Raw genomic sequence first — 13,322 nt, 5'->3', positions numbered from 1 at the left:
ACGACCGAGCAGCTCACGGGTCTGCCGCCGGCGCTCGTCATCACCGGTGAGGCCGACGTCCTGCGTGACGAGGGCGAGGCGTACGCCAACAAGCTCCGCGAGGCCGGCGTTCCGGTCACCGCGGTGCGCTTCCAGGGGATCATCCACGACTTCGTGATGCTCAACGCCCTGCGCCCGACGTACGCGGCCGAGGCGGCCATCACCCTGGCCGTCGGCACCCTGCGCGACGCCCTGCACGTCTGATCCCCGGGAGACAGCCCAGCCATGACCACCACCACGCCCACCGTCGTCCTGGTCCACGGTGCCTTCGCCGACGCCGCCAGTTGGTCCGGCGTCGTCGCCGAGCTCCAGAGCCACGGCATCCCCGTGATCGCCCCGCCCAACCCGCTGCGCGGCCTCGCCTCCGACGCGGCGTACGTCGCCTCCGTGGCCGCCCAGATCGACGGCCCCGTGATCCTCGTCGGCCACTCCTACGGCGGCGCCCTGATCACGGTCGCCGGCACCACCGAGAACGTGGTCGGCCTGGTCTATGTCGCCGCCTACGTCCTGGAGGAGGGGGAGAGCCTCGGCGAGCTCCAGGGCCGCTTCCCGCTCTCGCCGCTGGTCGGCAACCTCAAGGAGTGGACGTACCCGGTGCCGGGCGGCGACCCGGCCGTCGAGGTCACCATCGCCGAGGACGCCTTCCCGTCGGTGTTCGCCGCCGATGTGCCCGCGGACGTCACCAGGGTGCTCGCCGCCGCCCAGCGCCCGCTGGCCGCCGCCGCGTTCGAGGAGACCGCGGCCACGGCCGCCTGGAAGACCAAGCCGTCCTGGGCGCTGGTCGCGGCCGCCGACGAGGCGATCAACCCCGAGGTCGAGCGGTTCGGCGCCAAGCGGGCCGGGGCCACGATCGTCGAGCTGGAGGGCGCCTCGCACGCCGTCGCCGTGTCACGGCCGAAGGAGGTCGCGGACCTGATCCGCGACGCGGTGCGCGCCACGAGCTGACGCGCCCGGTGCGCGCCCGTCGGCGTGCCCCACGCCTCGGCGCGCCCCATGACAGCCGCGCGGACGTCTCCCCCTGTGTGCGCGTCCGCGCGGCCCGGGCGCCGCGGCCTACCAGGTCACCGGCAGCTCGTGCACCCCGTACACGATCCGTCGTGCTTGAAGGCGACCTCGTCCAGCCGGACGGCGGTTCGCAGTCCGAGCACCCGGCGGAACAACGTGCCGTAGACCACCTGGAGTTCGACGCGGGCCAGCGGCTGGCCCAGGCACTGGTGGATGCCGAAGCCGAACGCCACGTGGCGCCGGGCGTCGCGGCGCACGTCGAGCCGGCCGGGGTCGGGGAACCGGTCGGGGCTCCAGTTGCCGGTGGCGCCCGGGATGACCACGCCCTCCCCGGCGCGGACGAGCAGGCTGTTGGTGATCCACGTCACTTCGGTGCCCGGCGGTCCCGTGCGCGGTGTACGAGGTCGCCGGCCGCGAGCGGCCAGTGCGGGTGCTCGAAGGCGAAGCCCTCGGCGAGGAGCCGGCCGGGCACGACCCGGCGGCTCTTCAGAAGCAGTTCGGTGTCCGAGCGCAGGGCGAAGGCGCCGATCCCGGCCATCCAGCGCGTGGCGGGCAGGCCCACCGGGACGCCCCACGCGGAGCGCAGCGCGCGCATGAACCCGCGCTGCGGCAGCGGAGCGGGGGCGGCGAGGTTCACCGGACCGTCGAGGTCCTCGCGCGCGATCAGGAACTCCACGGCGCGCACGAAGTCGTGGTCGTGGATCCAGGAGACGTACTGCGCGCCGCCCGCGACCGGCCCGCCCAGGCCGAGCCGGGCCAGCCGCGACAGCACGTCGAACACCCCGCCCCGGTCGGGGCTCATCACCATGGCGGCGCGCAGCGCCACCTTGCGGGTGTGCGGGGTGTCGGCCCGCTCCAGCTCCCGTTCCCACGCCGTCGCGATGTCGACGCTGTAGCCCCAGTAGCCCGGGACGTCCGGCTCGGAGCCGCCGATCGCCCCGGTCGCCTCGTCGTTGGGGGCGTCGAAGCGGTGGGTGTAGATCGTGGCCGTGCTCATCTGGAGCCAGACCGCCGGGGGCCGCGCGGCGGCGGCGATCGCCTCGCCCACGACCCGGGCCGACTCCACCCGCGAGTCCATCATGGCCTTGAGGTTGACGGGTGTGTAGCGGCAGCTGACGCTGCGGCCCGCCAGGTTGATCACGACGTCACTGCCGTCGACCTCCTCGGCCCAGGCCCCCAGGGTCCGGCCGTCCCAGCCGGTCTCGCCCGGCCCCGACGGCCGTCTGCTCAGCACCACGACCTCGTGTCCCGCCGCGGTCAGCGCACGGCGCAGCACCGTGCCCACCTGCCCGGATCCCCCGGGTACGACAACCTTCATCGGTAGGCTCCCCTCCTCGACGAGGGGAGCCTACCTGATATTTGAACGTGTTCAAAACCTTTCCGCCGCGGGTCTCACGCCCGGTGGACCTCCAGCGCCGCCCGCACCCCCGACTCCACCGCGCCCTCGATCCACGACGGCTTGACCGAGGTGTGGTCGCCCGCGAAGTGCAGCGGTCCCTCGGGGGTACGGATCGCCGTCAGCAGCTCCGTGTGCTGGCCGGGCAGCAGCACGGACGCCTCCCCGTAGGCGTACGGGTCGCGCAGCCAGCTCTGGGTGCGCCCGGCGCCGGTGTAGAAGACCTCGACGCGCCGGCCGTAGACCTGCTGGAGCCCGCGCAGCGCGTGCGGGTAGCGGGCGTCGTCGTCGAGGGAGTCCCAGCGGGAGGCGTCGTCGGCCCAGCTGTAGGAGGCGAGCACCACCCCGCCTCGGCTGCCCTCCACCGGATGGGACGGGTTGATCATGAACCGGTTGGAGTTGTCCGAGATCGAGCCCCCGCCCACGATGTGTGCCGCCTCGGGCTGGTCGCGCGCCGCCCACCGGTTGGCCGCGTAGTGCGTGCGCTGCCCCTCGCTGATGTGCCCGGGCGGCACGGACGGGTGCGCGCCCAGCAGACTCCCGTCGGCGGGCGCCCTCCCGGCCCGGTAGTCCTCGTACAACCCCGGCCGCACGGCGTCGAGTTCACGCTTCCAGTCCGCCTCGTCGAACTCCCACCAGCGCCGGGCGAACTCCAGCAGCACCTTGGTCGCGCTGTCGTAGTGCAGCTCGGCCACCGCCCGCCGCTTCCGGTACGACATCAGCGGGCTGACCTGCACCTGCCGCAGCCCCGAGAACGGCACGGTGACGATCGCCAGGTCGCCGGTGAACTGCTCGCGCACCACCTTCCCGCCCCGGCCCTCGGACACGGTGTCGATCCACACGTGCGGTCCGTCGGCGCGCACGTGCGCGGTGTCCTCGGCGCCCTGCCGGTCCGGCGCCCAGTACTCGACGTGCGTGGCCCGCCGGTCGAGCCGCAGCACGTCGGCGACCTCCTTCAGCAGCGCGTCCGGCAGCGTGGCCGTACCGCCGACCAGCTCCCAGAACTCGGTGTCGGGGCTGATCAGGGAGGCGCTGATGAAGCTGTGGATGAAGGAGAGCGGCAGCCGCGAGGTGAGGTTCTCCAGGGTGCCGACCAGATCGAGGGTCCGCTCGTCGAGCCCGGCCTCCTCGGTCAGGAACCGGTACATCGACCAGTCGCCGTACTTCTGGACCACCCGGGCCCAGCCCCGCACCCGCTCCGGCATCGGCTTGTCGACGCGTTTGCCGTCGGCGCCGACCGTGCTGAACTCGTCGCGCACCGGGTCCAGGGCGGTGCGCAGGATGGTCGCGGACGGCACGTCCCAGTACCTGCGGGGCACTCCGAAGGACCGGTTGACCCGGCGCGGCGAGCGCGCGTACGCCGAGCGGCGCACCCGGACGCCGTTGACGTGCAGCCAGGCGTTGTTGACGGGTTTGCCGTCCGCGTCGACGTCCACCAGGTGGAACCGGCGCCGCCGCACGCCCAGCCGGTCGATGAGGTTCATGACCAGCGGATGGCTGCCGGGGATGCGCATGGCGCCCGCCTCCGCGTACTGCTGCGGATCGGTGAACGCCTGCTCCGCGCCCTCGTGCCCGCCGGTGCGGAAGGTCTTGACGCGGCCCCCGACCCGGTTGCCGTTGGCCTCCACGAGCGTGACGTGGTGCCCGGCCCGCTTCAGCAGCCAGGCGGCCACCAGCCCGGCGGGCCCGGCGCCGACCACCAGGACCTTCTTCGCGGTGGCGGTCCGGGTGCGCGGCAGACCGTCGTCCAGGATCTTCCGGTATCCGGGCACGAGCGGCCGGTCCTGGTCGTCGACGACCAGCAGGGCGCGGGCGACGGCCAGGCAGGTCGCCCAGTCGGCCGTGGACCTGGGGGAGTGAGGGGCCTGTTCGGGGAGTGCGGGAAGTTCGGGAAGGGCCACGGCAGGGGCCGAGGCCATCAGCGCGGCGGCGGTGCCGGCCGTCACGGTGAACCGCCGGCGGGACAGCCGGCCGGGGTCCATGGAAGTGCGGGAATCGTCCATATGGCCTGGATAGGGGGCGTGCGGGGCGCCTTCGGCGGGGTCGGGCGGATCATCACCTGAACGTGTAGGCGCATGATCGCGGCCGTGCTTCCGGCAGGTGGTTTACCGGGCCACCCGCACTTATCAGGTCAAGCGTCCCGGACTCTTGACTCGCAATCCGTCAATCGCGATCCTCGTCACACATCTTGCGTCGGTCATGACAATTCACGGGCAGTCAGAAAGCCCTCGTCGACCGCGCGATCCCGCCGACCGAGGGACGTGGGCTGTGACCAGGACCGGACGCCCGTACCGCAGACGCCGAGACGTCACCGTCGTCTCGCTGCTCCTCCTCGTGCTGGCCACGATCCTCGGTCCCACACCGAGTTCGGCGGCCACCGAGTGGTGGAACCCGACCGCCCGGCCCACCCCCGACTCCCAGATCAACGTGACCGGGGAGCCGTTCACCGGCACCAACTCCGCGGGCGAGGTGCGGGGGTTCGTCGACGCGCACAACCACCTGTTCTCCAACGAGGCCTTCGGCGGGCGGCTGATCTGCGGCAAGGTGTTCTCCGAGGCCGGGATCGCCGACGCCCTCAAGGACTGCCCCGAGCACTACCCCGACGGCACGCTCGCGATCTTCGACTACATCACCCACGGCGGTGACGGACGGCACGACCCGGTCGGCTGGCCCACCTTCACCGACTGGCCGGCCTACGACTCGATGACCCATCAGGCGAACTACTACGCCTGGGTGGAACGGGCCTGGCGCGGCGGACAGCGGGTGCTCGTCAACGACCTCGTCACCAACGGCGTGATCTGCTCGGTCTACTTCTTCAAGGACCGCAGCTGCGACGAGATGACCTCGATCCGCCTCCAGGCCAAGCTGACCTACGACCTCCAGGCCTACATCGACAAGCAGTACGGCGGCACCGGCAAGGGCTGGTTCCGGATCGTCACCGACAGCGCGCAGGCCCGCTCCGTCATCCAGCAGGGCAAGCTCGCCGTGATCCTGGGCGTGGAGACCTCCGAGCCCTTCGGCTGCAAGCAGATCCTCGACATCGCGCAGTGCAGCCAGGAGGACATCGACAAGGGCCTCGACGAGCTGTACGACCTCGGCGTGCGCAGCATGTTCCTGTGCCACAAGTTCGACAACGCGCTGTGCGGCGTCCGCTTCGACTCGGGCGGCCTCGGAACGGCCATCAACGTCGGCCAGTTCCTGTCGACCGGCACCTTCTGGAAGACCGAGAAGTGCACCGGGCCGCAGCACGACAACCCCATCGGCACCGCCGCGTCCGCCGCCGAGGACGAACTGCCCGCGGGCACCGAGGTCCCGGAGTACGACGAGAACGCCCAGTGCAACGTGCGCGGGCTCACCGACCTCGGCGAGTACGCCGTACGCGGCATGATGAAGCGCAAGATGATGCTCGAGATCGACCACATGAGCGTCAAGGCCACCGGCCAGGTCCTCGACATGTTCGAGGCCGCCTCCTACCCGGGCGTGCTCTCCTCGCACAGTTGGATGGACCTCAACTGGACCGAGCGGGTCTACTCCCTCGGCGGCTTCGTCGCCCAGTACATGCACGGCTCGGAAGGCTTCGGGAACGAGGCCGAGCGCACCGACGCCCTGCGCGACAAGTACGGCGTCGGCTACGGCTACGGCACCGACTTCAACGGCATCGGCGACCACCCCGCCCCGCGCGGCGCGAGCACCTCGAACCCGGTGACGTACCCCTTCAAGAGCGTCGACGGCGGCTCCACCATCGACCGGCAGACCACCGGGCAGCGCACCTGGGACTACAACACCGACGGCGCCGCGCACGCCGGCCTGATCCCCGACTGGATCGAGGACGTCCGGCTCGTCGCCGGCCAGGACGTGGTGGACGACCTCTTCCGGGGTGCCGAGTCCTACCTCGACACCTGGGGCGCTTCCGAGCAGCACCAGGCCGGCGTGAACCTCGCGAAGGGCCGTACCGGGACGGCCAGTTCGTCCGAGTCCAACCCGTTCACCAGCTACCAGCCGGGGCGGGCCGTGGACGGTGACGACGGCACCCGCTGGGCCAGCGACTGGAGCGACGACCAGTGGTGGCAGGCCGACCTCGGCTCCACCCACCTGGTCTCACGCGTCACCCTCGACTGGGAGCGCGCCTACGGCAGGTCGTACCGGATCGAACTGTCCACCGACGGCACCACCTGGCAGACCGCCTGGTCCACCACCGCCGGTGACGGCGGGCTGGACACGGCCCGGTTCACCGGCACCCCGGCCCGCTACGTCCGTGTCCACGGTCTCGACCGCGGCACCGACTGGGGATACTCGCTCTACGAGGTGGGCGTCCACAGCGCCTGACCACCGCCACGAGCAGCAAGGACCCCCATGGCACGCATGCCGTCGGCCGAACGGCGCCGGCAGCTGACGGAGGCCGCGATCAGGGCGATGGCCCGGGACGGCGTCGCGAAGACGACGACCCGGTCCATCGCCGCCGAGGCGGGCGTGTCCCTGAGCGTCTTCCACTACTGCTTCGACTCCAAGCAGGCCCTGATCGAGTCCGTCATCACCGCCCTCACCGACCACTCGGTGACGGTGGTGAAGGACGCCCTGCGCCCCCGGGCCACGCTCGAGGAGACCGTCGCGGCCGGGTTCCAGGCCTACTGGGACCACGTCCGCGCCCACCCCGACGAGCACATGCTCACCTACGAACTCACCCAGTACGCCCTGCGCCAGCCCGGGTTCGAGCACCTGGCCCGGCGCCAGTACGCGCTCTACGGCGACGCGTACGCCGAACTCATCGAACAGCTCTGCCGCGCCATGGACCTCCGGCTCGACGTCCCCGTCCCCGTCCTCGCCCGCTATCTGGCCGCCATGACCGACGGACTGACCCTCAACTACCTGGTGCTCGGCGACGCGGCCGCCTGGACGGACATCCTGGAGACGGTGACGGCGCACATCGCGGGGCTGGTGCGGGCCCCGGACGGCGCGCCGGACTGACGCTCACGCGGCTCACGCGGCTCACGCGCACGTCGGCACGCTCGTCAGCGACGGCAGGAACCGGCGCCACTCCGACGCCGTCAGCGGATCCCCGCGCGTCTCGCACAGCCGGCGGGCGATGGCGTCCGTGTCGGTGGTCCACAGCCGTACGGTGTGGTCCTCGCCGCCCGCCGCCAGCGTCGCCCCGTCCGGGCTGAAGGCCACCGCGTACACATGCCCGGACGCGGCCGTCAGCACCGCCCGCAGATCGGGGGAGCGGGCCTCGGTGACATCGAACAGCCACACCGTGGAGTCGGTGCTCCCGGCGGCCAGGGTCGTGCCGTCCGGGCTGAACGCGACCGCGTACACGTAACTCGTGAAGCCCGTCAGCTCCGGGCCCACCCGCACCGGACGGCCCATGTCCCGCACGTCCCACATCCGCACCGTGCGGTCCGCGCTGCCGGCCGCCAGCAGCCGCCCGTCGGGGCTGAACGCCACCGACCACACGTACCCGGTCGGCCCCTCCAGCGTCACCAGCGGCCGCTTCCCCGCCCCCTTCACCGCCCACACCCGCACGGCGCGGTCGATGCTGCCGGCCGCGACATACCGGCCGTCCGGGCTGAAGGACACCGACAGCACCGCGTCCGTCGCCCCCGCGAGCGTGCCCAGCGAGCGGACCCGGCCGGGCCGGGAGGTGTCCCACAGCCGTACGGTCGCGTCGTCGGCGCCCGAGGCCAGCACCGTGCCCGCCCGGTTGAAGGCCAGCGACTCCACCGTCCCGCTCTTCGCCACCCGGAACGGCCCGCCGAGCGCGGTGAGTTCACCGGTGGACGTATAGGAGAACAGCCGCACCATGGCGTTGCTGTAGCCGACCGCGAGGACCCGGCCGCGCGGTGCGAAGGCCACCGACTGCACGAAGGAGTCGCCCCCGGGTTTCCAGGGCTTCCCGACCGGCTCGTGCCGCGCCAGGTCCCACAGCCGAAGCTCCAGCGTGCCCACGGCGAGCAGCCGGCTGTCCGGGCTGTAGGCGAGGGCGTTGACCCCCTGCTCCGAGGTCAGCACGGGGGAGGGCAGCGACCACAGCCGCAGGACGCCGTCCGCGCACCCGGTCACCAGGGTGCGCCGGTCGAACCAGAGCACGGAGGTGACCGCCCCCGGATGCGGCAGGGTCGCCGTGACGTGACCGGCGCCCCGGTCCCACATCCGCACCGCGTCGTCGCTGCCCCCGATCGCCAGCGCGCCGCCGTCCGGACCGAAGGCCAGCGCGTTGACCCAGCTCGTGGCCTTCCCGCCGGGCGATGCGGCCGACCGCGGCCGGTCCGGGGCCGAGACGTCCCACAGCCGTGTGGTGCGGTCCTGGCTGCACACCGCGAGCAGCTTGCCGTCCGGGCTGAACGCCACCCCCAGCGCCGCCCCCTCGAACCCGCCCAGCGTCGCCACCGGAACCTCCCGGCCGGTACCGCCCGTACGCCACAGCCGGGCCCGGCCGTCCTGCCCCGCCGCCGCGAGCAGCGAGCCGTCCGGGCTGAAGGCCACCGCCTGCTGGAATCCGTCGCCGCCCCGGAACACCACCGGCGCCGCGGCGCCCGCCGCGGTCCCGTCCGCCCACAGCCGTACGGTGCGGTCCGCGCCCGCCACGGCCAGACCGCGCCCGTCGGGGGCGAACGCCAGCGCGTACACGGTGGCGTCCGGGCTGCCCGGCAGAGCGGGCAGCGGGCTCGGCCGCCGCGGGTCCGAGATGTCCCAGCGGTGCAGCAGCCCCATCCCGCCGCCCGCGACCAGCGTGTGCCCGTCCGGGCTCAACGCGACCGCGAACACCGCCAGTCGCTTCGACACCCGCAGCCGGGCCAGCCGCTGCGGCCGGGTGCGGTCGGTGGTGCTCCACAGCCGGACCGTGCCGTCCGACGAACCCGCGGCCAGCAGCCGGCGTCCGCTGTCCACCGCCACCGACTGCACCAGCCCGGTGAACCCGGTCAGCCGGGTGGCCGACGGCGCCGCCGAGGAGTCCATCAGACGAGCCCGGGCCTCCTGCGTCCGGGCCGTCCGGTACGCGGCCAGCGCCAACTGGGCGCTCACGGACGGGTCATGGGCGCCGATCCGGCCCGCCTCGGCCGCCAGCTGCCGCGACTCCGCCTCGGTCCGGGCCCGGTCGGCCCGGTCGCGCTGCGTCTGCGCGTACAGCGCCAGACCGCAGGCCACCAGCAGCAGGGCCAGCGCGGCGCTCAGCAGCTGGTACAGCCTGCGCGTCCGGTTGCGCGCGGCCCGCCGCTCCTGCTCCTCGTGCAGCAACGACGCCTCGAGGAAGGCCCGTTCGTCGGCGTTGACGGCGTCCCGGTGCGCCGCGTCGGCCGCCCACTCGCCGGTCAGCGCGAGCGCGGTGCCGCGCAGCAGCAGCCCGGGGTCGCGCCCGGCCTCCTTCCAGCCGCGCGCCGCCTCGGTCAGCCGCCGGTGGACGCGCAGCCCGTCCCGGTCGGCGCCGATCCACTCCTGGAGCCGGGGCCACGCGGTGAGCAGCGACTCGTGGGAGATCTCCACGGCGTCCTGGTCGGCGGTGATCAGCCGCTGCTCGACGAACGCGGCCAGCACGGCCGTCGGCTCCGCCGCCTGCTCCCCGTCCGTACGGTCCAGCAGCTCGCCCAGCGGCACCCGGCGCCGGGCGGCCAGGGTGTCGTCGGTGACATGGACCAGCCGCAGGAAGATCAGCCGCGCGATGTCCCGCTGCACGTCGGAGAGTTCGGCGAAGACGGCCTCGGCGGTGTGCGCCACCGCGTCGTGGATGCCGCCGCTGTCCCGGTAGGCCTCGACGGTGAGCCGGCCCCGGGCCGCCCGCTGCCAGGTGGCGTGCAGGGCGTGGGAGAGCAGGGGCAGGGCACCCGGCCCGTGGGCGGGGCCGGCGCCGTCGGTACCGCCGGACAGCGTGCGCGGGGCGAGATCCCGCAACAGCAGCTCCACCAGGCCGCTCTCCAGCTCCAGGCCGGCCTTGCGGGCCGGGCCGGTGATGGCCCGGTGCATCTCGTCACGGCTCAGCGGGCCGACGACCAGCTGGTGGTTCTCCAGGGCCTCGGCCAGCAGCGGGAACCGCAGGGCCTGCGGATAGAAGTCGGCGCGTAACCCGATGACCACCAGACCCGGCCGCAGCCGGCCCAGCTCGTCCGTGAAGCGGGTGCGCGCCGACTGCTCGCCGCACATGGTGAACAGCCCCTCGAACTGGTCGACCACCACCAGCGGCGGCGCGGAGTCCACCGCCCCCAGCCGCGTGGCCAGTTCGTCCGCCGGACTGCGGCCCGGCGTCATCAGCACCACCGGCGGCCGGATGCCCGGCGGGCCGTCGAGCGCCCCGCCCCGCACCGCCGGGATCAGCCCCGCCCGCAGCAGCGAGGACTTGCCGGAGCCCGAGGGCCCGACCACGGCGAGCAGCCCGCCGCCGGACGCGGCGAGCGCCCGCAACCGCCCGGTCAGCGTGGCCGTCAGCTCCTCCCGGCCGAAGAACCAGTCGGCGTGCTCCTCCTCGAAGACCCTGAGGCCCCGGTACGGGGCGACCGCCCCGGCCGGCGGACGCCCCGGCGCCATCCGCACCCGCACCAGCGCCTCGTGCCACTGGTCCAGCAGCTCGGGGGCGTCGACGCCGCACACCGTCAGGATGGCGGTGAGCAACTGCGGCGCCCGAACCGGAGGCAGATGGCGGCCCGAGAAGTAGTCGCCGGCCGTGCTCGGCGCGACCCGCACCGCCCGGGCCACCTCACGGACGGTCAGCCCGGCCCGTAACCGGGCCTGGGTCAGCTGATGGGCGAAGTCCGCGACCGAGGCGATCGCCCTCGGGCCCGAGTCCTCATGACGTCGATGGTGCCTGCTGGGCCCTTCGGCCATCCGTCCCCCCACGGCCGGTATGTGTGCCGGTGGCAGGCGCTGTAGCACGCTGTCCGGCTTTGTCCGACCACTGTCGGGGCTCGTCCGGGCTTTGGGCAACAGGCTGTCGCCCGTTCTCCCCGCATGGCTTGCTCGCTGCGGGGGCCGCCGCGCCGCCCGGCACCGAGGGGAGCCATCGCCGGGCGGCCACGCGGCGCCGTGCCCCCGGCATGGACGGACACCGGGAAACCGAAGGGAGGGGAGCCCATGGACGCTGCGTACGCTGCCGGCGCCACCGATCCGGAGGAGCCCGACGACATCTGAGCCGACGACATCTTCTGTGCCGTCGACCTCGTCAGAGCCATCGGTATCTGTCGATGTCCGTCGTTGTTCATCGGTATTAGTCGGTGTTCGTCGGTATCCGCCGGGCCGCCGCCCCTGCGGTGTCAGCCCGGTGTCAGTGCCGACACCCCGGGGTCCTCGGCGAGAGTGGGCGCCCACTCCGCCAGCAGCCCCGGCCGCAGCAGCCCCGACAGCTTCGGACCCCGGCGGTTGACCGTCCGGTCCAGCCGGCCGAGCACCGCCCAGGCCAGCCGCGGCTGGAGATCGGCGACCGCGTCCGGCCAGCCCCGGCCGAGCGCCGGCAACGGGCCGTCCGGCTCCGGCACCCTGATCAGCGTCGTCCGCTCCGCGGACCGCTCGGCCAGCACGCGCTCGATCCGCTCGTACACCGCCAGCTCGCGCGCCACCCACGCCGCCGCGTCGAAACCGTCGCCCGGACCCGCGCCCGCGCGCCGCTCCGCCCACCAGCGCAGCATCCCGACCGCGGGCCGCACGCACACCACATGGGCCGGCAGCCGCCGCAGCTCCCGCAGCACCGACTCCCCGTCCTCGTCCTGCGGCGCGAACACGTAGGGGCGCGTCAGGACGACCGCCGGCCACGGGTCCCCGTCCGCCGCCCGGCCCCGCAGATGCCGGACGATCGACAGCCAGGCGTCCACCCGGCCCTGCACCGCGGTGCGCAGCACCGGCACGAACACGCCGTCCACGATCTCCTCGCCCGAGCGCGGCAGGACGTACTGGAGTCCCAGCGCCTCGGCGAGCAGCGCGGCGGCCCCGCCGGCCAGCGGGCGGTGGCCGATCACCACGATCGGCGCGACGCCCCGCTCCACCCGGTCGGCGGCCACCGCCGGCACCGGCTCCCGGCGCAGCCCCGCGATCCGGTCCTGCACCAGCAGCTGCCGGGGCCGGAAGCCGTCGCCGGCGTCCAGCCAGACCCGGCTGCCCGGCTGGCCCTGCCAGCTGTACTCACCGCGGTGCCGCAGGGCCTGGTGGGTCAGCGCGGTCAGCTCCAGCCGCACCGCCCAGTAGCCGGGGTCCCCGCTCGCCTCCGCGCGACGCGCCATGGCCAGGGTCTCGCGCAACGGGGCACCCTCGGCGAGGTCGACGGCCCGCTCCAGCGGCAGCGGCTCGGCACCGGCGCGCAGCCGGAACTCGGCCACGTCCATGAGCGCGGCCGGATAGCGGCCGCCCGACTCCACCGCGGACAGCGAGACCGTGAACCGGCGGGCGCCGTGCTCGCTCGCGAGGACCGCCCCCGCGGCCGCGGCCGGCGCCCGGTCGAACCAGGGCCCCTCCGCGTCCCGGGCGAGCTGCCCGACCGCCGAGATACCGGTACGGAACTGCCGCACCAGCTGCGGCACGCTCGGCGCGGACGTCTCCTCGGGCGGCAGCCAGCCCAGTTGCACGAACACCTCGGTCACCGGCACCCCGGCCAGCAGGGCCAGCCGGCGGACGAAGTCCGGCTTGGGCTCACGGTTGCCGTTCAGCATGGCCCGGACCAGCGAGTCGGACGGCTCGTACTCCTGGTTCGCCGCGCGGAACGCGTGGATCACGGCCATCGTCCCGGAGACACCGCGCTGGTGCAGGGCCGTCAGACACAGATCGATGCCGTCGGGCGTACCCGAGCCGGCGCCCCGCCACCCCGCCATGCACGTCCCTCCGGCTCCCGGACCACCGCCCGGAGACTAGCGAACCGGGCGCCGCCGCACCCCGGATACAGCGAGACCCGAACCGGACACGAACACGCCTT

The 13,322-nt window shown here is 73.6% G+C and carries 8 protein-coding genes and 1 pseudogene; 4 read left to right on the top strand and 5 right to left on the bottom strand.

Features of this window, described 5'->3' with window-relative positions; translation table 11 throughout:
• Both ACZ6D7_RS44270 and ACZ6D7_RS44265 read left to right on the top strand, forming a co-directional pair.
• A partial coding sequence (locus ACZ6D7_RS44270) for an alpha/beta hydrolase fold domain-containing protein (protein ID WP_469503829.1) occupies positions 1-243 on the top strand: 243 nt, incomplete at its 5' end.
• Positions 244-264: 21 nt separating this feature from the next.
• Entirely contained in the window at positions 265-984 is a 720-nt protein-coding gene (locus ACZ6D7_RS44265) for an alpha/beta fold hydrolase (protein ID WP_469503826.1), read from the top strand.
• Between the two features lie 108 nt (positions 985-1,092).
• Here ACZ6D7_RS44265 and ACZ6D7_RS44260 read toward each other — a convergent pair.
• The 3 genes and pseudogenes from ACZ6D7_RS44260 to ACZ6D7_RS44250 all read right to left on the bottom strand — a co-directional run.
• Positions 1,093-1,385 (bottom strand): annotated as a pseudogene (locus ACZ6D7_RS44260) (cytochrome P450); the annotation flags it as partial.
• Between the two features lie 23 nt (positions 1,386-1,408).
• The gene (locus ACZ6D7_RS44255) at positions 1,409-2,362 is read right to left on the bottom strand and encodes a DUF1731 domain-containing protein (protein WP_469503823.1); all 954 of its coding nucleotides are present in this window, start codon (positions 2,360-2,362) and stop codon (positions 1,409-1,411) included.
• 74 nt (positions 2,363-2,436) lie between these two features.
• Complete coding sequence (locus tag ACZ6D7_RS44250) at positions 2,437-4,443, bottom strand: flavin monoamine oxidase family protein (RefSeq protein ID WP_469503820.1); 2,007 nt, start codon at positions 4,441-4,443, stop codon at positions 2,437-2,439.
• 265 nt (positions 4,444-4,708) lie between these two features.
• Here ACZ6D7_RS44250 and ACZ6D7_RS44245 point away from each other — a divergent pair, with 265 nt between their 5' ends.
• Both ACZ6D7_RS44245 and ACZ6D7_RS44240 read left to right on the top strand, forming a co-directional pair.
• The gene (locus tag ACZ6D7_RS44245; protein ID WP_469503817.1) at positions 4,709-6,766 is read left to right on the top strand and encodes a galactose-binding domain-containing protein; all 2,058 of its coding nucleotides are present in this window, start codon (positions 4,709-4,711) and stop codon (positions 6,764-6,766) included.
• 27 nt (positions 6,767-6,793) lie between these two features.
• A complete protein-coding gene (locus ACZ6D7_RS44240; protein WP_469503814.1) occupies positions 6,794-7,405 on the top strand; it encodes a TetR/AcrR family transcriptional regulator in 612 nt (203 codons plus the stop codon).
• A 21-nt stretch (positions 7,406-7,426) separates the two neighbouring features.
• On the opposite strand, the gene ACZ6D7_RS44235 is transcribed toward ACZ6D7_RS44240, so the two are convergent.
• Positions 7,427-11,251, bottom strand: a complete 3,825-nt coding sequence (locus ACZ6D7_RS44235; RefSeq protein WP_469503811.1) for an nSTAND1 domain-containing NTPase — start codon at positions 11,249-11,251, stop codon at positions 7,427-7,429.
• Between the two features lie 425 nt (positions 11,252-11,676).
• A complete protein-coding gene (locus ACZ6D7_RS44230; protein ID WP_469503808.1) occupies positions 11,677-13,221 on the bottom strand; it encodes a hypothetical protein in 1,545 nt (514 codons plus the stop codon).
• Positions 13,222-13,322: the final 101 nt, after the last annotated feature.

This window comes from Streptomyces sp. NPDC041784 (assembly GCF_055591025.1).
The sequence above is the reverse complement of the archived record's forward strand: the minus strand, read 5'-3'. Positions and strand labels throughout refer to the sequence as shown.